The following is a 22,036-nucleotide window of genomic DNA, read 5'->3' on the forward strand; positions in this document are numbered from 1 at the left end:
ATGACGCCCCAGACGGTGAACGCCTACTACAACCCGCCGCGCAACGAGATCGTCTTCCCGGCCGCCATCCTGCAGGCGCCCTTCTTCGATCCGAACGCGGACCCGGCCGTCAACTACGGCGGCATCGGCGCGGTCATCGGCCACGAGATCACCCACGGCTTCGACGACCAGGGGCGCAAGTCCGACGGCGACGGCGTGCTGCGCGACTGGTGGACGGCCGAGGACGCCGCCCGCTTCGAGGCGCGCGCCAAGGTGCTGGGCGACATCTATGACGGCCTGGAGCCCCTGCCTGGCGTTCACGTCAACGGCGACCTGACCATGGGCGAGAACATCGCCGACCTGGGCGGGCTGTTGCTGGCGCTGGATGCCTATCACAAGTCACTGAACGGCCAGCCGGCCCCGGTGATCGACGGCCTGTCTGGCGATCAGCGCGTCTTCCTGGGCTGGGCGCAGGTCTGGCGCGAGAAGTCGCGCGAGGCGGCGCTGAAGGAGCAGCTGACCACCGATCCGCACTCGCCCGGTTCGGTGCGCGCCGCCACCTCGCCGCGCAACATCGACGCCTGGTATGCGGCCTTCGGCGTCTCGCCGGACCAGAAGGAATATATCGCCCCCGAGGCCCGCGCCCGCATCTGGTAAGCGCCGGATCTCAGACGCAGAAAAGGCCCGGAGCGTACGCTCCGGGCCTTTTCCTTATCCAGGTTTAAGCTGGATTTAGCGGGGCGTGGTCGCCGCGCCGCCGACAGCGCCGATGGCGGCGCCGGCCACGGTCGAACCCGTGTTGCCGCCCAGAACCTGACCGGCGACAGCGCCGCCCAAGGCGCCGGTAGCGGCGCGCTGTTCCATCGTATTGCCGCAGGCGGCCAGCAGGGCGACGACGCCGATGACGGGGGCCAGTTTGATCATGGTCTTCATGGGTCTTCTCCGGGAGGGGGATGAATCGATGAAGATCAAACGACAGGGCCCGCGTCCGGTTCCGGACGCGGGCCTATATAGCCACGCTATGCGAAGGATAAGTCCCTCGCGACTTGAGCGTTTAGCCGACGATCTGGTCGTCGGTGAAGAACTGGGCGATCTCGATCTTGGCGTTGTCCTGGCTGTCCGAGCCGTGGACCGAGTTTTCACCGATCGACAGGGCGAACTGCTTGCGGATCGTGCCGTCGGCGGCGTCCTTGGGGTTGGTGGCGCCCATGACTTCACGATAGGCGGCGACGGCATTGTCGCCTTCCAGCACCTGAACCACGACCGGCTCGGCGGTCATCTGCTCGACCAGTTCGCCGTAGAAGGGACGCTCGGCGTGGACTTCATAGAACTTCTGGGCTTGTTCGGTCGTCAGCTTGACGCGGCGCTGGGCGACGATGCGCAGGCCGGCGCCTTCGATCACGGCGTTGATCGCGCCGGTCAGGTTGCGGCGCGTGGCGTCGGGCTTGATGATCGAGAAGGTGCGTTCGGTCATGGAAAGTGACTTCTTGTTAGGGGGAATGAAGGTCGCGGGCTTATAGCGACGCCCCGCCCCCGCGCCAAGCCCGTCTTATCAGCAGGCGATGGCGCGGACGTGCCCAGCGGCGGCGTAGTCGAGGATGGCGCGGTCGCGGGTGATCAGCGGCACATCCAGTTCACGAGCGATGGCGATCATCAAACGATCCGCTGGATCGCCATGTATCGGGTCCGGCAGATTCCATGCCGCAAATGCGATCTGGTGGCTCATCGGGGCCATCCGAACCCCCGGCGCCCGCATGACATTGTCGAACCACGTCTCGGCGTCGGGTTGAAAAAGTCGCCCTGTCGGACTTTGCCGGTTGCGAGCCAGCAAACCAATCTCCCGTGCGGAGACGACCGACACCAATATTCCATTCTCGCGCTGCGCGGCATTTATCGCCTCGCGAGCCTCAGCCCCAAAGTCGCGATCCAGTTGCGACCGGATGATGGCGTTGGTGTCCAAAAGGACCGACGCCTTTGTCCGCCCGCCATTCGACAGAGCCGTCAGCCCTCGACCGATGGCCCCTCTCGGCCTCAGGCTCAACGGAGGCCGCTCATCGGGTCACAAACCCCATCGAATTCGGGGTCGTAGATCGGGCCGTCGATATCCAGATCGTCCGGTAGAATGACGCTCCCGGCCTGCCAGCCGATGAAGTCGCCCGTCTCTTCATGAGCAGCGGCGCCGGCCATGACTGCCACCTCCTTGCCGCGTTTAGTGATGTGAACCCTGCGGATCTCGCCCGAGTTCACGCGATCCAGCAGGTCCAGGCACTTGGCCTTGAACTCCGTCGCCGTTATGACGACCTCGCCGCTTACAAGATCATACGTCATGACTGGTCATATAGAGATGACCGGTCAGAAAGTCCATTGCGCCTCCCATGCTCCAGATCACCGACCTGACCTTCAACGCCTGGGGCCGCAAATTCCTCGTGGACGCCTCCGTCAGCCTGCCGCCCGGCGCCAAGGTGGGGCTAGTCGGCCGCAACGGCATTGGCAAGTCCACCCTGTTCAAACTGATCCTGGGCGAGCTTCACGCCGCCGGCGACGAGATCAGCCTGCCCAAGACCGCCCGCATCGGCTCGGTCGATCAGGAACACCCCGCGACGCCGGTCAGCGTCATCGACACCATTCTGGAAGCCGATGTCGAACGCCACACCCTGCTGGGCCGGCTGGAGACGGCGCCCCCCGAAGAGATGGGCGAGATCTGGGCTCGCCTAATCGAGATCGACGCCGACGCCGCCCCTGCGCGCGCCGCCGAAATCCTGGTCGGCCTGGGCTTCGACCAGGAGAACCAGGCCCGGCCGATGTCCGAGTTCTCGGGCGGCTGGCGCATGCGCGTCGCCCTTGCGGCGGCCCTGTTCGCCGAGCCGGACATGCTGCTGCTCGATGAACCGACCAACTACCTCGACCTGGAAGGCGCCCTGTGGCTTGAGGCGCGGCTGAAGAAATACCCGCACACCGCCCTGATCATCTCCCACGACCGCGAGATGCTGAACGAGGTCTGCACCCATATCCTGCACCTCGCGAACCACACCCTGACACTCTACACCGGCAACTACGACGCCTTCGAAAAGGCCCGCGCCGAAAAGGCCCGGCTGCAGTTGTCGGCCAAGGCCAAGCAGGACGCCGAACGCGCCCACCTTCAGTCCTTCGTGGACCGGTTCAAGGCCAAGGCCTCCAAGGCCGCCCAGGCCCAGTCGCGCATGAAGCGGCTGGAGAAGATGCAGCCCGTGGCCACCACCATCGAGGAGCGGGTCGCCCCCTTCACCCTGCCCTCGCCGCCCCGCCCCCTGGCGCCGCCGCTGATCCGGCTGGAGCGAGCCAATGTCGGCTATGATGTCGGCAAGCCGATCCTGCGCAATCTGAACCTGCGCATGGACCTGGACGACCGGATCGGCCTGCTGGGGGTCAACGGCGCGGGCAAGTCCACCTTCGCCAAGATGATCGCCGGCGCCCTGAACGTCTCCGAGGGCGAACTGCACCGCGACAAGAAGATGCGCGTGGGCTGGTTCCACCAGCACCAGATCGAGGCGATGGACCCGACCGACACGCCGCTGGAAATCATCCGCCGCGCCATGCCGGACGCGCCCGAAAGCGCCCGCCGCTCCAAACTGGCCCAGTTCGGCCTGGGCTACGAGAAGCAGGAAACCACCGTCGACAGCCTGTCGGGCGGCGAGCGCGCGCGCCTGCTGCTGAACATGGTGGCGATGGACGCGCCCCACGTCCTGATCCTCGACGAACCGACCAACCACCTGGACATCGACAGCCGCCGGGCCCTTCTCGACGCGCTGAACGACTACACCGGCGCCGTCATCCTGATCACCCACGACCGTTCGCTGATGGAGATGGTGGCCGACCGGCTGTGGCTGGCCGCCGACGGCACGGTGAAGCCCTACGACGGCGACATGGAGGACTACGCCAAATTCGTCCTCGACCGCGCCAAGGCCGCCGTATCCAAGCCCAGCCAGATCAAGAAGGAAGAGGCGGCCGCCGCCCCTGCCCAGAACAACAAGGGCAAGAAGAACGACAAGAAATCAGGCCCCTCGCCCTCGACCCTGCGTCACGCGGTCAAGAAGGCCGAGGAAAACATGACCCGCCTGACGGCCGAGATTTCCCGCATCGACGACGACATGGCCACCGCCTCGGTCAACAATCCGAAAGCCCTGGAAGGCCTGACCCGCGCCCGCGCCAAGACCGAAGCCGACCTCGCGACGGCCGAAGCCGCCTGGGTCGCAGCGGAGGAAGCCCTGGCCGAGGTTTCCTGATGAAGCCGATTGAATTCTCCAAGGAGGAACGCGCCGCCGCGACCGGCAAGCTGCGCGACTATTTCGCCCGCGAACTGGATCAGGAGCTGGGCCAGCTTCCCGCCGAGATGCTGCTGGACTTCATCGGCAAGGAGATCGGCGGCGCCTTCTACAACCGCGGGGTCCGCGACGCTCAGCAACTGGTCCAGCAGAAGGCCGAAGACATCGTCGAGGCCCTCTACGGCCTGGAGCGGCTCGGGTAACGATCACACCGTTGGTGATGCGAGCGGGGCGACATGCGCCCCGCTCGCGCCCCCGTCAGTTGCTGGCGGCCTGCATATAGGTTTCCTCATAGGGCTGGACCACGACCCACCCCTCGCCGGCGAACTTCATCTGGATGCTCTCGCCCGAGCCACGGCCCACCAGGGTCTTGAACGAGATGTCGGTGGCGATCTCCGGCGACAGGCTTCCCGACCAGGCCACGGTGGCGTTCGGATCGGTGAAGACCGGGCCGGTCGCGGCGCTGACCTTGAGGATCAGCGGATCATAGTGGGAGGTGATGGCGACGATCCCGCTGCCGCTCAGCTTCACATTGAACAGGCCGCCGGACATCATGCCCGCAACGCGCTTCATCATGGTGATCTGGTTGCTGACGCCGTTTTCCAGCGCCAGAACATCGTTGCCGTTGACGAAGATGGTCTCGTTATCGAGCCGCAGCAGGGTGATCTTCTTGCCCGTGTCGGCCAGATAGACGCGCCCCTGCCCCTCCACCTTCATCAGCACCATGCCCTCGCCGCTGACGGCCTTCTTCAGCAGGTTGCCGAGGCCCTGTTCCATCAGGCCCTGACGGGTGAACTTCACCTGCCCCGTCCGCGCTACCATGGCCCCGGACTTGGCCCAGACCGAACCGTTCAGCCGCACCTCCAGCAGATACTGGTTCTCCAGTTCGAAGGCTTCGGCGCTGACATCCTTCTCTTTGTAGGCGGCGACGAACTCGGCGACGGTTTTTACGGGCATGGAGACCTCAAACAGTGATTTCTGGAAAGCTTAGCGTGGGCGATCAACCCTCGGTCGCGCAAGTCCATAATATCGCAAACGCCTCGCAATCTTACGGGCTGGGGCGCGGCCAAGCCGAGGTTGCCGATCCTTAAGGTGACGCTTGGCGACCGTTGCGGCAGATAGCGCTCTCCTTCTGTCACGGCGTGGCGGACCCGCCGTGGAGATCGAGAATGTTCAAGCCCCTCAGCCGCTCTGGCGCGCCTTTCGCGCTTGCGAGCCTGATCGCCCTCGTCGCCATCGCCGGCCCGGTTCAGGCTCAAGACGCCGCGCGCATGGATCGGCTCGTGCAGACATCCGCTGACGCGGACGCATTCTCGGGGTCGGTTCTGGTCGCGCGCGACGGCGAGATCCTGCTGGATCGGGGCTATGGCCTAGCCAATCGGGAGTGGCGGATCCCCAACGACGGCGACACCAAATTCCGCCTGGGATCGCTCACCAAGCAGTTCACGGCCGTCGCCATCATGATTCTGAACGAACGCGGCCTGGTCGATCTGGACGCGCCGGTGAAGACCTGGGTGCCGGACGCGCCGCCTTCTTGGGACCAGGTGACGGTGCGACGCCTGCTCGCCCACACCGCCGGCGTCCCGAACTTCACCAGCTTCGATGATTTTCAATCACAGAAGACCCTGCCCGTCACGGTGGACGGCCTGATCGCGCGCTTCCGCGATCACCCCCTGGATTTCCAGCCCGGCGAAGGGCGGAAGTATTCGAACTCGGGCTATGTCCTGCTGACCGCCGTCATCGAGAAGGCCAGCGGCAAATCCTACGCAGAATTCCTCAGCGAGGCTCTCTTCACCCCGCTGGGCATGAGCGACAGCGGCTACGACAGCAATGCCTCCGTCTTGCCGCGCCGCGCCTCTGGCTATGCGCCGTCGGCCAAGGCAGTGGTCAATGCCGACTATTGGGACATGAGCATTCCGCAGGGCGCCGGCGGTCTCTATTCCACCACCCACGACCTGCTGAAATGGGAACAGGGGCTGTTCGGCGGTCGGCTGCTGAGCCCCGCTTCGCTCGCGCTGCTGACGACGCCCGTGCGCGATCAATATGCTTTCGGCGTCTTCGTGGCCAAGGCGCAAGGTCAGACGACCATCGCCCACTCGGGCGGGCTCGACGGCTTCAACACCTATATGGCCTATGACCCGGATCGCCGCATGACGGTGGTCGTCTTGGGCAATCTGAACGGTTCGGCCCCGGACCTGCTGGGCGCATCCCTTCTGGCTTTCGCCCGTGATGAAGCGGACACGAGCGGAATCACCGTCCCGGCGCCCGACACCCTGCAGGACTATTCCGGCGTCTACGCCCTGACGCCGATGTCTTCGATCACCGTGTCGGTAGAGGACGGCAAGCTGACGAGCCAGGCGACAGGCCGGGACGCCATCGCGTTGATCCCGCAATCCGCCGACGTCTTCCGCCCGTCCGAAGCGGGGGCCGAGACGACCTTCCTGCGCAGCGCCTCCGGTGCGGTCACGGGCCTGATCCTCAGCCGCGACGGTCGCGACAGCATCGCTCAAAAGGAGTAGCCGCCGAACAGGTCTGTTTGCAAACGCTTCGCAATATTATAGACAACCGCGACGACCCAACGGAGCGCGGCCATGACCAGAACCACCATCCACGCCGGCCTGCTGGCCAGCCTGCTCGCGGTTTGGAGCGCCGGCGCGGCCCAGGCCCACTCGCCCTATCTGCGGCCCAATGTCTTCGACGCCACCAACCGCGACCATGTGACGGTCGAGGCCGCCTTCACCGAGGACGTGTTCAACGCCGAGGTGGTCATGCGCTCCGACCATTTCCACATCGTCGGGCCCAACGGCGACACGCCGATCACCGCCGTCACCTATCTGCGCGATCTGGCGGTGTTCGAGGCCCCGACGCCGGTGGACGGCCTCTATCGCCTGTCGTCGGGCGCACGCGAGGGCCGCGCGGCCAAGATGTACGAAACCCCGTCCGGCTGGAAGATGGTCGGCGAGGAGGACGAGGCGCCCCCGCCCGGCGCCGAACTGGTCGATGTCCAGAGCATCACCACGGCCGACGTCTATGTCGTGCGTGGCGATCCGGACGATGCGGCCCTGAAACCCTCGGGCCAAGGGCTTGAGCTTCAGCCCCTGATCCAGCCCAACGACATCGTCGCGGGCGAGGACGCGCCCTTCCGCCTATTGTTCGACGGTCAGCCGGTCGCCAACGCCGCCGTCACCGTCTTCCGCGAGGCTGGGCAGTATGACGGCAAGAAGATCGAGGCCGAACTGAAGACGGACCCCTCTGGCCTGCTGACGCTGAAGGTCGGCGATCCCGGCGCCTATATGACCCAGGTCCGCCACCGCGTGGCCTCGCCCGCCGGCGCCCCGACGCCCTACCGCAGCTATACCCACACCCTGACCTTCATCGCCCACGCGGGCTAGGCACGGCGAGCAAACGACCGTCGCCATAGGCCCCGTCCAGGCGCCCGATCTTCGCCCAGTCCAGCACCGCCTGGTAATAGCCGGGCGCATAGCCGATCGACGTGCGCTTGCCGTCCGCCGCCGTCTCGAACCGGACGATGCCGTGGTCGGTGTCGGGGTATTCCAGCAGGGTGACCGGCCGGCCCTGTCCCGCCAGATCGATCAGCCGCTGGCGCGTGGCCTCGGGCGGCGCTCCCAGGTCGTCCTCGGCCTGAATCCACAGCATCGGCGTGTCCAGCCCGCTCAGCACCGGCAGTGGGTCGTAGTCCCACGGGGTTCCGATATCGAGCACGGGGGCCATGGCGATGATCTGCGCGTTCGGCGTGGTCAGCAGAAAGCCGGTGAACTCGCCCTTGATGTCGGCGAACCAGGGCTGGGCGCGATACTTGGCCCGCACGGCCTCCAGACCCGCAAACCCGACCTCGCCGTGCGAGGCGATGAAGGCGCCGGTCACGTCGGTGATCTCGCGCGCCTGTTCCAGCACGTCCGCGTCCCAACCCTTGCCCTTCAGGTCCAGCATCACCTGATCGCTGTCCTCCGCCAGCGCCCCATAGGCCAAACCAAAGCCGACGATGACGAAGTCCACAGGCGTCCGGCTGGCGGCCAGCGGCGCGACCCAGCCGCCCTGGCTGCCGCCATGCAGGCCCACCCGGCCCGCCCGATCTCCCGCCAGCCGACGGGCCTCCACCACGGCGGCGGCGGCGTCCTCGGCCAGGATATAGAAGTCTTGGGTGTATTGCCCTTCCGATCCGCCCGAACCCCGCTTGGCGTAGACGAACACGCCGACATCCTCGGCCGGGGCGAACCGCTGGAAGGCGTTGAAGTCCAGCGCATTGGCGCCCTCCGACCCATGCACCTCGATCATGATCGGGACCGGTCCATCCCCCGGCGGCAGGATCAGCCGCCCGTTCAGGTGCGTCCCGCCCTGACCGACGAAGGTCGTGTCGCGCACGTCCTGGGTCAGGCGGCGGCCGCTTTGTTCCCCGAAGACCATCCGGCCTTCGTCGCAGGATCCCAGTTGCGGCTGCGGACCTTCGACGCGCGTAGTGGATCCCAGGGTGCTGACCCAATGCCCCTGGGCGTCCAACATCATCCTGGCCGTGGATCCGTCCAGCCGCCGCCACCGCAGGCCCTTGTTCGCCAGTGGCGCAACATCCACCCAACTGCCGTCATCCAGCCGATATACGCCCACATGACAGACCACGGCCGGATCGGGTCGCTCATCCACGTCACCCCCCGGCGCCTGGGCTGTCGCTGGATGCGCGATGATGGAAATGATGAGGGTCAGGGCGGCGACGAGCCAGGATTGCGACACGGGTTTTCCGATCCGGTTTGCGAGTTCTCGCCAAACGCCATTGCCGGTCGCGCGGCGGCTCGCTAGGCCCGACTTCGCGAACGGCACCGTGGGTGCGTGAACGGGACGGCATGGGTCACAAGACGAAGACCATCATCGGGGCGACGACCGCGCGGCGCTGGGCCGTCGACGCCGTCATGCTCGCTGTCATGGGCCTGTTGCTCGGGTTTCTCGGCCCGTTCGATTCTGACAATGCGCCCCTCGTAAGTCGCTACACCTATTGGACGATCTGCATGCTGGGCGGGGGCCTGATCGCGGTCGCCGTGGACGAAAGCCTGGGCCGTCGCCTACCAATCCTGTGGAGACGCGTTGCCGTGACCTCGGCGCTCGCCACGCCGCTTGTGACCCTGTTCGTCGTCGTGACCCAGCACCTGATGTTCGCAGAGCATCGCTGGTCGATCTATCTGCCGCTGCTGTGGCAGGTCGGGCCCATCATGCTGGCGGCCATGGCGGTCAGGGCCCTGGTCTGGCGGCGTCTGCCCACGCGAGTGGAGACCCGCACTCTCGTCGTCCCGCCCCTGCCCGAGGCCGAGGCGGCGTTCAGGCAGCGGCTGTCAGCCAAACGACGTAGCGCCCGCCTGATCGCCATCGAGGCGCACGACCATTATCTGAGGGTCCATACCGATGCGGGCGCGGAGCTGATCACCCTGCGGTTCGCCGATGCGCTGGACGAGTTGGCGCGGGCTCACGGATGGCGGGTCCATCGCTCGTGGTGGGTGGCGGCCGATGCGGTGGAAGAGGTGCGCTGGCGGCGCGGAACGGGCGAGATACGCCTCGTCGGCGGCCTGACGGCGCCGGTCAGCCGGACCCATGGCCCTGTGCTGAAAGAAGCGGGCTGGCTCTAGAGGCGCCACCCGCCGGTCGTGCCGTGATCGCCCCGCGTCGGTCGAGGCCGGGCGATCACGTCTTGGGACGAATCTGGGGACGAAAGCCTATTCCGGCAGGTCTTCGGCCAGGATCGCCATTTCGAACATGAAGGAACCTTCCTCGTCCTCGTCCTCGAAGACGATGCCGATGAACTCGTCGCCGACATAGACTTCGGCCGAGTCGTTCTGCTTGGGGCGGGCCTTCAGGATGATGCCGCCGGTGTTGAAGGTGCGCTTGAGGTGGGCCTCGATGCGCTTCAGGTCGGTGTCTTTCACGGGGGGCCTCATGGTCTGAACGTTGGCGGCGGACCCTAGAGACATCGGCGGTTCAGGGAAACCGGCGATGCGCATTTTCCCTGACCGCCCCGATCTTAGAGATACTTCATCCACCACTGCGAACTGTTGCGCTTAACACCAGCGAACCAGCGACAGGCGAACCAGCACGGCACGGCGACCAGCGCCGCCAGCAACCACAGCCAGCCCACGCTGGAGACGCTGAAGCCGTCGCCCTGATTGGCGCCGAACAGGGCCAGGGCCGCCAGGTTCAGCAGATGCAGCCCGTAGAGGTGGATCAGATAGAAGAACAACGGCGCCCCGCCGAACACCGCCAGCAGGCCCACCAGCCGATCCGGCGCCTTCTCCAGCCCCGCCAGGATCAGCGCCCCGACGCCCAGCGTCAGCAGCAGGAAGTCGGCCGACGGCGGATATTTGGTCAGGTTCAGCACGCTCATCACCGTCTGGATCGGCGTCGCCTGCACCGCCCACGGCGTCGGATCGCCATAGATGTTGATCGCCCGCAACACGACGAACAGGGCCAGGGCGCTGAAGCCAAGCAGCACCAGCCGCCGCAACCGTGTCCTCTGCTCGCCCACGAACCACGGCCCGACGGCGTAACCCAGCGCCGCCACGCCGATCCACGGCAACAGCGGATAGGAGGTCCGCACTTGTCCGCCCCACGGCATGTCCATCAGGCTGCGATCATGCAGAATGGCCCACAGCAGATGGCCCGGCTGGCCGGCCGCGACGCTGATCGGGTCCAACAGATTGTGACCCAGCACGAGGATCAGACCGACCGCGATCAGCGCCCATCTGGGAAGATGCACCAGGGCGGCCAGCGCGATCATCGACAGGCCGATGACCCAGATCACCTGCAGGTAGATGATCTCGGGCGTGAACGACAAGCTCCAGGCGAAGCTGACCACCGTCAACTCCAGCACCACCAGAAACAGGCCGCGCTTGAACAGGAAACCGGACGCGGCCCTGGCTCCATTCTCCCCCGCCGCCTGCTTGTTCCCATAAAGCCAAGCGCCGAGTCCGGTCAGGGCGACGAAGATCGGCGCGCAAAAATGCGCCGACAACCGGGTGAAGAACAGGTCGGGCGACGTCTCCGCAACGTTCATCGGGTCCGGGACCTGCGCGTGGAAGAAGAAGAACTCCCGCGCGTGATCGACCAGCATCAGCAGGATTACCAGCCCGCGCAGGGCGTCGATGGATCGGATCCGACCCACCGCCCGGATCGGGGCGGCTGTCAGAGCGGCGGAGGCGGGAACAAGCGTTGCAATGGTTGACATCGTCATGTCGGAACGGATAGCCGATATAGTATAACGTTACAAACGGGGTCTGCCTTGTCCCTCCTCCTGAGCTGCGCCGGCGCGTGCCTGCTGGTCGCCGCCAACGCCCCTGCCCCCGTCGATGCGCCAGTCGCTGTCGAGGCCGTCGAACCCCAGACGGTGGGCGAGATCGTGGTCCTGGGCCGTCGTCAGGCGCCGCGCGACCTGACCCTGGGCGCCGGGCCGATCACCGAGACGATGTCGCCGTCCAGCCGCTCGATCGAGAACGACCTGATCAAGGCGGTCGGCGCGACGCGTCTGGCCGACGCGCTGGAGCTGGTCAGCGGCGTCAGCCAGCAGAACAACCGCGGCGGCGTCATGGACAACTTCGCTATCCGCGGCTTCCTGGGCACGCCTGACGGAGGCGCCGAATATTACGTCGACGGCTTCCTGGCCAACCGGGGCATGGCCCCGCCCCGCGACCCGGCCACGGCCGAGCGGATCGAGGTGTTGAAGGGGCCGCCCGGCGCCCTGTTCGGCGACATCGACCCGGCGGGACGGATCAATATCGTGTCCAAGACGCCGCGCTTTGCGACCGGCGCCGTCTTCACCGCCACGGTCGGCTCGTTCGGCCTGAGGCGCGGCGAGCTGGACCTGACCGGCCCGATCTCGGAAACCCTGGCCGGGCGGTTGGTGGTCGCAGGCGAGACCTCAAGCGGCTGGCGCAACCATGTCGGCCTGGACCGCACGGTGATCGCCCCGTCCCTGACCTGGCGGCCCAACGCTGACCTGCGCCTGACCTATGTGGGCGAGTTCACGACCTTCACCACCCTGTTCGACCGGGGGATGCCGGCGATCAACGGCGACGCCCTGGCCCTGCCCGAATCCAACTACTATGGCGAGCCCGGCGACGGCGTGACCCGCTTCCGCAACGAGCGGCACCAGATCACCGGCGAATACCGCATCAAGGACGGCTGGAGGCTGAACGGCGGCGTCGCCTGGCGCGGCGGCTCGCTGAAAGGCCTGTCCAGCGACCACTCTCGCCTGGTCGGCGACACCCTGTGGCGCCAGCGCCGGGGCCGCGACTTCACCGTCGAGGACTTGTCGGCCCGGCTGGAGCTGAACGGCGTCATCCCGACCGGCCTGGGCGTCCACAACATCGGCATAGGCGTGAAGGGGTATCAGCTGACCTATGGCGAGAAGTGGCTGCGCATCAATCCGACCGCCGCCAATCCCTATCCGATCAACATCTTCAACCCCGTCTATGGCGCGATGACGCCGCCGACGCCCCTGCCCTTCACCGACAATCTGGAAACCCGCGAGGTCGTCACCCTCTACGCCCAAGACCTGTGGGAGGTGAACGACCGCCTCAGCCTGCTGGCCGGGCTGCGGTTCGATGACTACGATCAGACCATCCGCAACAACCGGAACGGCGCCGTCGGCGAGACCAGCGACACGCCGCTGAAATACCGGTTCGCGGCCCGCTACCGACTGACCGACAACCTGACCGCCCACGCCAGCTATGGTCAGTCCTTCGTCCTGAACTCAGGCACGGGTCGCGACGGTTCGGGCTTCGCGCCCGAAGACGGCAAGGGTTACGAGATCGGCCTGGCCGGCGCCTGGGACGCGCTGGATCTGGCGGCCACCGTCTTCGACATCGAGAAGTCTAACATCCTGACCACCGATCCCGTGGACTCCAACTTCCTGGCCCCGGTCGGCAAGCTGAAGACGCGCGGGATCGAGCTGGACGGGTCCCTGCGGATCGACGACGCCTGGCAGGTGGTGGCCAACTACAGCTGGACCGACGCCAAGGCCGACGACAGCGCCTTCGCCACCGACGCCGTGCTGAACGTGCCCGAGCACTCAGGCTCGCTGTTCGCCATCGGCCGGTTCGCCACTGCGCACGGCACAAACTGGTCGCTGATGGCCGGCGGCGCCTACGTCGGGGACCGGGCCGGAGCCCTGACGCTGAACCCGGTGCGCCTGCCGGCCTACTGGAAGGCCAAGGCCGCGCTGGAATACAGCCTGACGCCCCAGGTCACCGCTCGCATCGAGGTCGATAACCTGTTCGACGAACGCTACGCCGCCAGCTCTTACAGCGCCCTGTGGATCTTCCCCGGCGCGCCCCGCAGCGTGCGCGCCTCGCTCAGGATCGCGCTGTGAGGCTCGATCAGATGACGAAGTCGTACACCACCTCGGCCAAGGTGTGATCCATGGTGCGCGCCGGTTCGGCCTCGGTCGGGCAGTTGACCAGCCGGGCAGGCACCCCCGCCACGGTGCAGCCGGACGGCACGGCCTTCAGCACCACCGAGCCGGAGGCGACCTTGGCGTAGTCGCCGACGTGGATATTGCCCAGCACCTTGGCCCCAGCGCCCAGCAGAACGCCCTTACCGATCTTGGGGTGGCGGTCGCCGCGCTCGGCGCCCGTCCCGCCCAGGGTGACGTTGTGCAACATGGACACGTCGTCCCCCACCACCGCCGTCTCGCCGATGACGATGCCGGTGCCGTGGTCGAGGAACAGCCCCTTGCCCAGTTGCGCGCCCGGATGGATGTCCAGCTGGAACAGCTCGGAGATGCGGCTCTGGAAGTGGAAGGCCAGGGTCTCGCGCCCCTGTCCCCACAGCCAGTGCGCCACGCGCCAGCCCTGAAGCGCCTGGAAGCCTTTGAAATACAGGAACGGCTGCAACAGGTTGCGGATCGCCGGATCGCGCTCGGCCACGGCCTGAAGGTCCGCTTCGGCCGCCTCGACCATCGACGGATCGGCCTTGAATGCGGACAAACAGACCTCGCGCACCGACATGGCGCTCATCTCGCCGTCCGCCAGCTTGCGCGCGATCTGGAAGCTGAGCGCGCCGGCCAGATCGTCGTGCGACAGGATCACCGCATTCATCTGCGAGCCCAGTTGCGGTTCCTCGCGCGAGGCGGCCTCGGCCGAGGCGCGCAGCTGGCGCCACACGCTGTCGGTTTGGGCTTCCGCGACGATTTCAAGCTTGGTCATGACCGGTTCCTTCGCGCCCATCATACGCGCCCTAGCAAGGCGCGCGCCAGCGCCTCAGGCAGTTCGCCGTTCATCGCCATATGATAGGCCTTGTAGGCCGTCGCCACCGTCAGACTGTCGCGCACCGTCCCGCGCCCGATCTCGTCCAGCAGATCCAGGAACGGCACGCGCACTACGGCGATGATCTCGGTCGGATCGGGCGCGGTCGCCGCAGGGCTCAGGCCCCAGGCGATCCAGGTCATGCCGATCTCGTCGGTGACGGAGTTCGACATCTCCACCTTCAGCGCCGGCAGCCAGTGTTCGGCCTCCAGCCCCGCCTCCTCGGCCAGCTCGCGCCGAATTCCGTCGAACGGATCCTCGTCCAGAGGCGCGCCGCCTTCCGGCATTTCCCACGAATAGTTGGCCAGGGCGAACCGCTGCTGGCCCACCAGGGTCACCGTGCCGTCGTCATGTACGGGAAGGGCGCCAGTCCCGACATTCTTGAACCGCACCACGGCATAGTCGGCCGCATGCCCCGTCGGCGCTGTCGCCGGATGTCGGGTCAGGGCCAGCCACGGGCTGTCGAACACGGTCTCGGTCCCCTCGCTGCGCCACGCCGGCGGCTTGGACAAGCCTTTCGCCCATTTCGGTTCGTCGGAAATCTTCATGATTCACCTATGGCGAAGCCGGTAGCGAAAACCTAGCTAGACGGCATGACCGCGCTCAACGAACCGCTGCCCCTGCCCGTTCCGTCACAGGCCTTTCTCGACCGGCTGGCGACGCGCCGTTCGGCCCCGGCCCAGGCCCTGGTCGCGCCCGGCCCGTCCGAGGCGGAGCTGGAGCAGATCCTGACCCTGGGCGCCCGCACGCCGGATCACGGCAAGCTGTTCCCCTGGCGGTTCGTGGTCATGGGGCCGCAATCGCGCGCCGAGATCGCCGAGCGGCTGGCGGTGCTGGCCGAACTGAATAACCGACCGGCCAAGGATCAGGCGGTCCTGGCGAAGCTGACGGCCGCCCCCCTCACCATCCTGGTCGTCTCGACCCCGATCCCCGACGCCAAGCCGATCTGGGAGCAGCAGCTCTCGGCCGGCGCCGTCTGCATGAACCTGGAACACGCCGCCTCCGGCTTCGGCTATTCCTCCAGCTGGATCACAGACTGGTACAGCTATGACGCCCAGGCCACGCCCCTGTTCGGACTGACCGAAGGCGAGACCGTCGCTGGCTTCATCCACATCGGAACCCTGAACGAGCCGCCGCTGGAACGCCCCCGCCCGGATATCGCCGCCAAGGTCACACGCCTGCCGTAAGCCGGTGACATAAGGTCGCCCTGCGTCGGTTAGACCTCGACCGACCCCGCCTTTCTCCCCCAAGGCCTACGTATGGATTCCCTGTTGCAAGCCGTGGGCGACTTCATCGCCCGCAACCATATGTGGGCCGGCGTCATGCTGGGCCTGGTCGTGTTCGTCGAGTCGCTGGCCGTCATCGGCGCCTTCGTGCCCGCCACCGGCCTGCTGGTCGCAGCGGGCGGGCTGATCGCGGCGGGCGTGCTGGATCCGGTCAACGTCATCGTCGGCTGCGTCGTCGGCGCAGTGATCGGCGACGCCGTCTCCTACTGGGCGGGGCGCCGTCTGGGCTTCCGCTTCCTGCAGCGCCCGATGTTCAAGCCGCACCGTCGTCGCATCGCCTGGACGCGCCTGTACTGCCGTCGCTACGGCATCCTGTCGATCTTCGTCGGCCGCTTCTTCGGCCCCTTGCGCGCCTTCGTGCCGCTGACGCTGGGGATGCTCAGGATGCGCCAGCGCGCCTTCCAGTTCGGCAACGTCACGTCCGGCATCGTCTGGGTGCTGGCCATGCTGGCGCCCGGCTATCTGGCGGCTCAGGGCCTGGCCAAGATGGAAGTCCTCAGCGAGGCCCACGGCCCCACCCTGCTGATCGGCGCCATCGCCCTGGCCATTCTGGTCGTCGCCGTCGTCTATCGCCTGGTCAAGGCCCGCATGAGCCGCAAGTCCGCCATCATGCGCGGGGCGCTGGAGAGCCGCTGATCTCGTCCTCCGGCCGGTGGACGATGGACACCAGCACGACCGAGATGATCATCAGCAGGAACCAGCTGCCCAGCTTGGCCAGGGACACCATCTCCCACCCCGCCTCCTGCCCAGGATAGACCCACGCCCGCCCCAGCGTGCCCAGGTTCTCGGCGAACCAGATGAACGTCGCCACCAGCCCGTATCCCAGCAGCAGCGGCATCGACCGCCTGCGCCTATCCGCCGTGAAATAGAACCACCCCCGCCCGAACAGCAGCACGGTCGCCGCGAACAGCGCGATCCGAACGTCCGGCAGCCAGTGATGGGCGAAGAAGTTCACATAGATGGCCGCCGCCAGCGCCCAGGTCGTCCACAGCGGCGGATACCCCCGCACCCGGATGTGAAAGATCCGCTGCACCCGCGCGATATAGCTGCCCACCGCCGCATACATGAAGCCCGAGAACAGCGGCACCGCCCCGATGCGCAGCAGACTGTCCTCGGGATAGATCCACGACCCGTGCGCGGTCTTGAACAGCTCCATGATCGTCCCCGCCAGATGGAACAGGAAGATCACCCGCGCCTCCTCCCAGCTCTCCAGCCGGAACGCCAGCATCGCCGCCTGGATCAGCACCGCCCCGACCGCCAGGAAGTCGTAGCGCGACACCGGCGCCCCCTCCGGCCAGAACAGGAAGGTCGCCAGGATCAAGCCCAGCATCAGCCCGCCAAACAGACACGCCCACCCCTGCTTCAGCCCGAACCACAGAAACTCGTAGGCATAGCGGCGCGGCCGGGATCGATCAGCCCAAGCCTTGGCCCGGGTGAGGAGACGTCGGCCCCAGGCTTCGAGGGGAAGGCGCTGTTTCATTCCTTCTCCCCTTGCGGGAGAAGGACGCAAGCCCTCACCCCCGCCCGCGATACGTCGGCACGCCCTGATCCGGCAGCCACAATCCCTCCGGCGGCGCGCCGGTCTGCCAGAAGACGTCGATCGGGATGCCGCCGCGCGGGTACCAATACCCCCCGATCCTCAGCCACTTCGGTTCCAGCAGGTCCGCCAGGCGCCGGCCGATGGCGACGGTGCAGTCCTCGTGGAAGGCGCCGTGGTTGCGGAAACTGGTCAGGTACAGTTTCAGGCTCTTGGACTCGACCAGCCACTCGCCCGGCGCATAGTCGATGACGATGTGGGCGAAGTCGGGCTGGCCCGTCACCGGGCACAGGCTGGTGAACTCGGGCGCCGTGAACCGGGCCAGATAGAGCGTATCCGCATGCGGATTCGGCACCCGCTCCAGCACCGCCGTCTCGGGACTGGTCGGGGCGGCGGTCTGGGCGCCGAGCTGGCTGAGGTTGTCGGTATAGTGGGTCATGCGGGGCATTTAGGCGCTTGCGACCGGCTTGAAAATCCTCCCCGCTCCGACTTCCCTCTCCCATTGGGAGAGGGCTTGAGCGCACGGCGGCGATAGCCGTCGTCCTTGCGCGAAAGGGTGAGGGTCGAATTGTGCGACCTGGCCCACCGGCCGACCCTCATCCGGCCCTCCGGGCCACCTTCTCCCATAGGGAGAAAGATAGGCATCGTTCGCCGATATAATTATCTGAAAGATAAAAAGAATTTTTCGGTGCAAAGTACCGTGTAGAGTTCGTGTAGATAATTCTTTACGCGGACAACAAAAGGTGGCTGGAGTCGGCGACGGCGTCCAATGATTTGGGCCGCCTGTCTGTATTAGCGGTAGGGCTTCACAAGGCGTCAGTCGAAGGCCGCCGTAGCCCACTCTGCGCCGAAGACGCGCAAAGCCACGCCGGCTCAAGGGCTGACGGTAATGGCGAACGTCCGCGCGAACCGTAATCATCCCACCCGCCTAGAACAGCGAAAGCTGCCTATTCGCCTGATCGAATGCCGTCCATTCCGGCGAACGCGATGCTTGATCGAGCCACGTTTCCACGAAGGCCCCCGCACTGTCGTAACCGTCCATCGCCGCTTTGGGGGTGAAGTGCGATCTGTAGCCTGTCTCGGTGATCGGCAATGGCGCTCGCTCGGGTGAAACACTCACCACTTCCAGATGGGCCATATGGGTTCTGTCGTCATAGACCAGATAGTCGGCGTTCCACCTGATTTCGATCTCGATTCCGTTCCAGTGTGTCCGTGTGATTGAATAGTCCTTTTTCATATCCGCCTCTGGGGTTTGGGTTCGTACTGAACCCTTGCCCGTCGGCGAGACTGGGGGAGCAAACGGAGCGGGAGACTTCGCGGGGACCCGGCTGCAACGAGCACCGCGAGAGAAGCTGGGCGGAAGCCTCTCCGAAGTGCGCCAGGGGCAACGCCCCGAGCTCTTCGCGATAGGGATTGCAACCCGGATGGGCTGAGATCACCGGCGCAGCCGGAAGCTCAGGGCGAAGCCTAAAGCCCGCCGCGCCTCGACGCGGATCGCCCTGCGGCTATGACTCGCTTTTCCAATCGCGTTAGTTGTAGGGTATCCTTAACGAGCGGGGGAATTATGTGGCGCGACAGTGAAACAGATCAGGATTTCCTAAATTTCACAGAGTTGGCCGAGCAAGTAGCCACTCTCGCCACTAACCCCAAGTTGTTGCCTATATCGATTGGGGTCTTCGGTACTTGGGGCACCGGAAAATCGACAGTTCTCAGTTTGGTAGAAAAGCGGCTGAAGGACTCCGATCCGAGTCCGATCATCATAAAATTTGACGCGTGGCTCTACCAAGGCTTCGACGACGCGAAAGCGGCGTTGATGGAGGTCGTGGCCGAGCGCCTCCTGGAGGAAGCAAAATCGGATCAGACTCTCTTGGACAAAGCCAAGAGTTTTGCTGGCCGGGTGAACTATTTCCGCGCACTCGGAATGGCGGCTGATTTCGGAATCGGGATGGCCTTCGGCGTGCCGCCTGGACTTCTAACGAAAGCCGGCGGCGCTATTGGCTCGCTCATCGCCGGCCAAGGTGAGGCCGATGATGCCGCCACTATTCGGGAGGGTGGGAAAACTGCGGCAGAGACTTGGTCGAAGCTGATCAAGCCCGAAAAAGCCCGGACTCCTCCCAAAGAGATCGCGGCGTTCCGTGAGGAATTTGGTGAGATTGTCCTTGGCCTCAACAGGCCTCTAGTCCTGTTCATCGACAATCTCGACCGATGCTTACCAGACGTCGCCATTGGGACATTGGAGGCCATCCGGCTGTTCCTGTTTATCGAGGGGACCGCGTTCGTCATCGCGGCCGACGAGGACATGATCCGTCATTCGGTCACGAAGCATTTCGGAGACATCAATTCCCGGCACGTTCACGACTACTTGGATAAAGTCATCCAAGTGCCGATGCACGTCCCGCAAGTCAGCATCGAAGATGTTCGGGCTTACATGTACTCATTGTTTGTAGGTCTCTTGGCCCCAAACAAATTACAGTCCGTGCAAGCCCACTTGATGCATGCCCTTCAGACAAGTTGGTCGGGAAGCACGTTCGACCGGAAAACCATCAATGATCTCGCAGGGCAGCCAAAAGATCTCCTCGACGCGCTGGCTGTCTGCGACCGGCTGGCCCCGATTCTAGCAACCGCGCCCAATATCAACGGCAATCCGCGCATCGTGAAGCGGCTGCTGAACGCGATCACGTTGCGGCAGACCCTCGCTGCTTCTCGCAAGATGAACGTTGATTTGGCGACACTCGCCAAGCTCGCGATCTTTGAACGCGGCACCGATGCCAAGGCTTCTCAGAAACTCTACGGCCTGGTCATGGAAGAGAAGGACGCCGAGCTTCTCCTCAACGCGAAGGGCAAGATCAAAGGGAAGCGGCCTGAGTTTCCTGCCGAGTGGAAGGGTTACGAGAGTTTCATCGAGAACTGGCGGGAAATGGAGCCGCATTTCGAAAATGCAGCGACCTGGCGACCGGCTGTTTTCCTCAGCCGCGATGTGATGGCCACGTCCATCAATCGTGGGGGCTTGAAGGAAGCGGCAGCGAACGCGCTGGAAGCACTTCTCGCCGCAACGAGTGTGAACTCGCCGGCGGGCGAAAAAATCGCCGGAGATCTCTCGCCCTCTGACCAGCGCGCGGTCATGGGCGAGATTATAGCGCACCTGCGGGAGCAGGATTGGACCAAAGCCCCGGAAGGCGTCCACGGCGCCATCATCCTGGCCAAACAGTCGGCCGACGCCGCAGAAGAGCTTACTGCCTTCGTCGCCACCTTGCAGGCCGACACAATGCACAAAGCAACAGGCTTCCTGCTCAGGACCGCCAAGTTGCTGCCGAAGGGGAATTAATGGGTACTTCGCAATCGAAGCCGTCGGCTCGGGGTGGTTCGCCGCTCGTACCGTCTTGGGCAAACCAGGATCCAGTCCCAGGTAATGGGGACGGCGACGGGCCAGGCCCCGCTGCACCAAATGACGGTGCTGACGAAGTCCTGGAGCCGCGACGCAGCTCAGGAATGCGGCGATCGATGAAGCGGTTTCTTACGACTGGAGATCGTGCTGACGCTCGCAGAGCTTTGGGCCATTACTCTCGTGGTTCGGCCGGCGGGGGCGCCCCCGGAGCCCACCGCCTCGGGCGCGCTGCTCGCGTGGGCGGTGGCGTTCTCTCAGCCCTGTCCCAAGCGGTGGCTGGCCAACCTGTTGCGCCGAATGGGTTCGACCTTCGTTCTCTTACTGGAGGCGAAGTCGGAGACGCCATCAACGCCATCGTGGATGCATTCTGCCCACCGGGTATCGTCGACGAAGATACTATAAGAGCGGCTATCGGCGAAGCATTAACCGAGGCGCTTGCGGGACTGGATCAGTTCGATCCTGCGGCCATCGATGACTATACCGTCTTGATCGCGACGCGCTCGTTCATTGCGGAACTCGTGTTCGGCTCTGTCGTCACAGAGCAAGGCCAGTCGGCCGAAAACGTACCCCCCCAACTTGCTATCTCTCGTGAGAACGATCTGCGAGCCCTTGTTCGCGAGGTGACCGACGCAATTGCGACTCCAGCCATTCAAGCGGCGGGAACGAACCTCAGCCAAGATCACGTCGCTGAGCTGGTCACGACGATAACGACGGCGGTCTACGGGGAAATGTCAGAATGGTAGCCACTCGCGTTGTCGCCACACCCATAGTCGCTGACGCGGTAGCCGCGCATCTCTCAAATGACACGATCGGGGTCGCGCTCTATCACGCAGGTTCATATGCCCAGCCGGGCTTAGGCGGACACCTCCACGAATCCGCCAGGAAATACCTCCCCGGCCCACCGTCGCAGACGGCCTGGGACTTCCTCTCTATCGCGATCGCCGCATTTGCGGCTGATCGCTTTGTTCTAAGGAGCGAGTCCGAGGACGGATGGACAAGAGTCATCGCTTTGGATGTTGCCGTAGCAGACGCCAACCTCTGGGAAGGTCAGCGGGCTCGGTTAGAAGGAGCGCTTCGTTTTCTGACCGGTGACATCTGGCAAATCGCGTTTCGGAGCGGTGGGTTGTGGATCGGCGTGGAAAAGGGACCCCGTTAGCGGTGTGATCGGCGTCGAATAAGGACCCCTCATTCCTGAGGTCTAACGGTGGCGGCTTGGCGGATGTCAGGCGGCGAGTTCGGGATGTTGGTGT

24 protein-coding genes are annotated in these 22,036 nt (G+C 65.2%); 11 read left to right on the forward strand and 13 right to left on the reverse strand.

What is annotated here, in order from left to right:
• Positions 1-636, forward strand: a 636-nt coding sequence (locus WC597_RS16380; RefSeq protein ID WP_372695053.1) for a M13-type metalloendopeptidase, incomplete at its 5' end; no start/stop codon positions are given.
• Positions 637-711: 75 nt separating this feature from the next.
• On the opposite strand, the gene WC597_RS16385 is transcribed toward WC597_RS16380, so the two are convergent.
• From WC597_RS16385 to WC597_RS16400, 4 genes are all read right to left on the reverse strand, one after another.
• Complete coding sequence (locus tag WC597_RS16385; protein WP_159844934.1) at positions 712-912, reverse strand: hypothetical protein; 201 nt, start codon at positions 910-912, stop codon at positions 712-714.
• Positions 913-1,033: 121 nt separating this feature from the next.
• Positions 1,034-1,453, reverse strand: coding sequence for a nucleoside-diphosphate kinase (gene ndk / locus WC597_RS16390; RefSeq protein WP_159844937.1), 420 nt, complete (start codon positions 1,451-1,453; stop codon positions 1,034-1,036).
• Between the two features lie 78 nt (positions 1,454-1,531).
• Positions 1,532-1,939, reverse strand: coding sequence for a type II toxin-antitoxin system VapC family toxin (locus WC597_RS16395; RefSeq protein ID WP_372695056.1), 408 nt, complete (start codon positions 1,937-1,939; stop codon positions 1,532-1,534).
• 77 nt (positions 1,940-2,016) lie between these two features.
• A complete protein-coding gene (locus WC597_RS16400) occupies positions 2,017-2,307 on the reverse strand; it encodes a type II toxin-antitoxin system Phd/YefM family antitoxin (protein WP_372695058.1) in 291 nt (96 codons plus the stop codon).
• Between the two features lie 47 nt (positions 2,308-2,354).
• Here WC597_RS16400 and WC597_RS16405 point away from each other — a divergent pair, with 47 nt between their 5' ends.
• Both WC597_RS16405 and WC597_RS16410 read left to right on the forward strand, forming a co-directional pair.
• Positions 2,355-4,241, forward strand: a complete 1,887-nt coding sequence (locus WC597_RS16405) for an ABC-F family ATP-binding cassette domain-containing protein (RefSeq protein WP_372695060.1) — start codon at positions 2,355-2,357, stop codon at positions 4,239-4,241.
• Positions 4,241-4,483: a DUF2164 domain-containing protein gene (locus WC597_RS16410; RefSeq protein WP_372695062.1), complete on the forward strand. Its 243-nt coding sequence runs from the start codon at positions 4,241-4,243 to the stop codon at positions 4,481-4,483. The genes WC597_RS16405 and WC597_RS16410 overlap by 1 nt, the downstream gene beginning before the upstream one ends.
• Positions 4,484-4,538: 55 nt before the next feature.
• Here the strand turns inward: WC597_RS16410 and WC597_RS16415 are convergent, their stop codons facing one another.
• Positions 4,539-5,237, reverse strand: a complete 699-nt coding sequence (locus tag WC597_RS16415) for an AIM24 family protein (protein WP_372695064.1) — start codon at positions 5,235-5,237, stop codon at positions 4,539-4,541.
• Positions 5,238-5,449: 212 nt separating this feature from the next.
• Here WC597_RS16415 and WC597_RS16420 point away from each other — a divergent pair, with 212 nt between their 5' ends.
• Positions 5,450-6,799, forward strand: coding sequence for a serine hydrolase (locus tag WC597_RS16420; protein WP_372695066.1), 1,350 nt, complete (start codon positions 5,450-5,452; stop codon positions 6,797-6,799).
• 72 nt (positions 6,800-6,871) lie between these two features.
• Complete coding sequence (locus WC597_RS16425; protein ID WP_372695068.1) at positions 6,872-7,672, forward strand: DUF4198 domain-containing protein; 801 nt, start codon at positions 6,872-6,874, stop codon at positions 7,670-7,672.
• On the opposite strand, the gene WC597_RS16430 is transcribed toward WC597_RS16425, so the two are convergent.
• On the reverse strand, positions 7,653-9,026 hold the full coding sequence (locus tag WC597_RS16430; protein WP_372695070.1) for an alpha/beta hydrolase family protein: 1,374 nt from the start codon (positions 9,024-9,026) through the stop codon (positions 7,653-7,655). The two genes, WC597_RS16425 and WC597_RS16430, sit on opposite strands and share 20 nt — an antisense overlap.
• A gap of 110 nt (positions 9,027-9,136) precedes the next feature.
• Between WC597_RS16430 and WC597_RS16435 the strand changes: the two genes are divergently transcribed.
• Complete coding sequence (locus WC597_RS16435) at positions 9,137-9,910, forward strand: LytTR family DNA-binding domain-containing protein (RefSeq protein ID WP_372695072.1); 774 nt, start codon at positions 9,137-9,139, stop codon at positions 9,908-9,910.
• A gap of 87 nt (positions 9,911-9,997) precedes the next feature.
• Here WC597_RS16435 and WC597_RS16440 read toward each other — a convergent pair whose 3' ends face one another.
• Positions 9,998-10,207, reverse strand: a complete 210-nt coding sequence (locus WC597_RS16440) for a DUF3126 family protein (protein ID WP_135195287.1) — start codon at positions 10,205-10,207, stop codon at positions 9,998-10,000.
• Between the two features lie 95 nt (positions 10,208-10,302).
• The gene (locus tag WC597_RS16445; RefSeq protein ID WP_372695074.1) at positions 10,303-11,502 is read right to left on the reverse strand and encodes a DUF1624 domain-containing protein; all 1,200 of its coding nucleotides are present in this window, start codon (positions 11,500-11,502) and stop codon (positions 10,303-10,305) included.
• Between the two features lie 54 nt (positions 11,503-11,556).
• On the opposite strand from WC597_RS16445, the gene WC597_RS16450 reads away from it, so the two are divergent.
• Positions 11,557-13,644 (forward strand): TonB-dependent siderophore receptor, encoded by a 2,088-nt coding sequence (locus tag WC597_RS16450; RefSeq protein WP_372695076.1) that lies wholly within the window; start codon positions 11,557-11,559, stop codon positions 13,642-13,644.
• 7 nt (positions 13,645-13,651) lie between these two features.
• On the opposite strand, the gene cysE is transcribed toward WC597_RS16450, so the two are convergent.
• Both cysE and WC597_RS16460 read right to left on the reverse strand, forming a co-directional pair.
• Entirely contained in the window at positions 13,652-14,479 is an 828-nt protein-coding gene (gene cysE, locus WC597_RS16455; protein ID WP_372695078.1) for a serine O-acetyltransferase, read from the reverse strand.
• Positions 14,480-14,499: 20 nt separating this feature from the next.
• On the reverse strand, positions 14,500-15,126 hold the full coding sequence (locus tag WC597_RS16460) for an NUDIX domain-containing protein (protein ID WP_372695080.1): 627 nt from the start codon (positions 15,124-15,126) through the stop codon (positions 14,500-14,502).
• Between the two features lie 45 nt (positions 15,127-15,171).
• Between WC597_RS16460 and WC597_RS16465 the strand changes: the two genes are divergently transcribed.
• The gene (locus tag WC597_RS16465) at positions 15,172-15,765 is read left to right on the forward strand and encodes a nitroreductase (RefSeq protein ID WP_372695082.1); all 594 of its coding nucleotides are present in this window, start codon (positions 15,172-15,174) and stop codon (positions 15,763-15,765) included.
• 72 nt (positions 15,766-15,837) lie between these two features.
• The gene (locus WC597_RS16470) at positions 15,838-16,500 is read left to right on the forward strand and encodes a DedA family protein (protein WP_372695084.1); all 663 of its coding nucleotides are present in this window, start codon (positions 15,838-15,840) and stop codon (positions 16,498-16,500) included.
• On the opposite strand, the gene WC597_RS16475 is transcribed toward WC597_RS16470, so the two are convergent.
• The 3 genes from WC597_RS16475 to WC597_RS16485 all read right to left on the reverse strand — a co-directional run bounded on the left by WC597_RS16475 (position 16,472) and on the right by WC597_RS16485 (position 18,638).
• Entirely contained in the window at positions 16,472-17,344 is an 873-nt protein-coding gene (locus WC597_RS16475; protein WP_372695086.1) for a DUF817 domain-containing protein, read from the reverse strand. The genes WC597_RS16470 and WC597_RS16475 overlap by 29 nt on opposite strands.
• Positions 17,345-17,378: 34 nt before the next feature.
• Entirely contained in the window at positions 17,379-17,840 is a 462-nt protein-coding gene (gene queF, locus WC597_RS16480) for a preQ(1) synthase (RefSeq protein WP_372695094.1), read from the reverse strand.
• Positions 17,841-18,329: 489 nt separating this feature from the next.
• Positions 18,330-18,638: a hypothetical protein gene (locus tag WC597_RS16485; protein WP_372695088.1), complete on the reverse strand. Its 309-nt coding sequence runs from the start codon at positions 18,636-18,638 to the stop codon at positions 18,330-18,332.
• A gap of 327 nt (positions 18,639-18,965) precedes the next feature.
• Here WC597_RS16485 and WC597_RS16490 point away from each other — a divergent pair, with 327 nt between their 5' ends.
• Together WC597_RS16490 and WC597_RS16495 are read left to right on the forward strand one after the other, a co-directional pair.
• Positions 18,966-20,726, forward strand: a complete 1,761-nt coding sequence (locus WC597_RS16490) for a P-loop NTPase fold protein (RefSeq protein WP_372695090.1) — start codon at positions 18,966-18,968, stop codon at positions 20,724-20,726.
• Between the two features lie 332 nt (positions 20,727-21,058).
• On the forward strand, positions 21,059-21,529 hold the full coding sequence (locus WC597_RS16495) for a hypothetical protein (RefSeq protein ID WP_372695092.1): 471 nt from the start codon (positions 21,059-21,061) through the stop codon (positions 21,527-21,529).
• The last annotated feature ends 507 nt before the right edge of the window (positions 21,530-22,036 follow it).

Source organism: Brevundimonas sp. (genome assembly GCF_041648115.1).
Classification (GTDB): domain Bacteria; phylum Pseudomonadota; class Alphaproteobacteria; order Caulobacterales; family Caulobacteraceae; genus Brevundimonas.

Excerpts from the sequence above, each read along its gene's own strand:
- WC597_RS16385 (WP_159844934.1), bottom strand. The coding sequence starts at position 912 with ATGAAGACCATGATCAAACTGGCCCCCGTCATCGGCGTCGTCGCCCTG.
- ndk (WP_159844937.1), bottom strand. The coding sequence starts at position 1,453 with ATGACCGAACGCACCTTCTCGATCATCAAGCCCGACGCCACGCGCCGC.
- WC597_RS16400 (WP_372695058.1), bottom strand. The coding sequence starts at position 2,307 with ATGACGTATGATCTTGTAAGCGGCGAGGTCGTCATAACGGCGACGGAG.
- WC597_RS16405 (WP_372695060.1), top strand. The coding sequence starts at position 2,355 with ATGCTCCAGATCACCGACCTGACCTTCAACGCCTGGGGCCGCAAATTC.
- WC597_RS16410 (WP_372695062.1), top strand. The coding sequence starts at position 4,241 with ATGAAGCCGATTGAATTCTCCAAGGAGGAACGCGCCGCCGCGACCGGC.
- WC597_RS16415 (WP_372695064.1), bottom strand. The coding sequence starts at position 5,237 with ATGCCCGTAAAAACCGTCGCCGAGTTCGTCGCCGCCTACAAAGAGAAG.
- WC597_RS16420 (WP_372695066.1), top strand. The coding sequence starts at position 5,450 with ATGTTCAAGCCCCTCAGCCGCTCTGGCGCGCCTTTCGCGCTTGCGAGC.
- WC597_RS16425 (WP_372695068.1), top strand. The coding sequence starts at position 6,872 with ATGACCAGAACCACCATCCACGCCGGCCTGCTGGCCAGCCTGCTCGCG.
- WC597_RS16435 (WP_372695072.1), top strand. The coding sequence starts at position 9,137 with ATGGGTCACAAGACGAAGACCATCATCGGGGCGACGACCGCGCGGCGC.
- WC597_RS16445 (WP_372695074.1), bottom strand. The coding sequence starts at position 11,502 with ATGTCAACCATTGCAACGCTTGTTCCCGCCTCCGCCGCTCTGACAGCC.
- cysE (WP_372695078.1), bottom strand. The coding sequence starts at position 14,479 with ATGACCAAGCTTGAAATCGTCGCGGAAGCCCAAACCGACAGCGTGTGG.
- WC597_RS16460 (WP_372695080.1), bottom strand. The coding sequence starts at position 15,126 with ATGAAGATTTCCGACGAACCGAAATGGGCGAAAGGCTTGTCCAAGCCG.
- WC597_RS16465 (WP_372695082.1), top strand. The coding sequence starts at position 15,172 with ATGACCGCGCTCAACGAACCGCTGCCCCTGCCCGTTCCGTCACAGGCC.
- WC597_RS16470 (WP_372695084.1), top strand. The coding sequence starts at position 15,838 with ATGGATTCCCTGTTGCAAGCCGTGGGCGACTTCATCGCCCGCAACCAT.
- WC597_RS16475 (WP_372695086.1), bottom strand. The coding sequence starts at position 17,344 with ATGAAACAGCGCCTTCCCCTCGAAGCCTGGGGCCGACGTCTCCTCACC.
- queF (WP_372695094.1), bottom strand. The coding sequence starts at position 17,840 with ATGACCCACTATACCGACAACCTCAGCCAGCTCGGCGCCCAGACCGCC.
- WC597_RS16485 (WP_372695088.1), bottom strand. The coding sequence starts at position 18,638 with ATGAAAAAGGACTATTCAATCACACGGACACACTGGAACGGAATCGAG.
- WC597_RS16490 (WP_372695090.1), top strand. The coding sequence starts at position 18,966 with ATGTGGCGCGACAGTGAAACAGATCAGGATTTCCTAAATTTCACAGAG.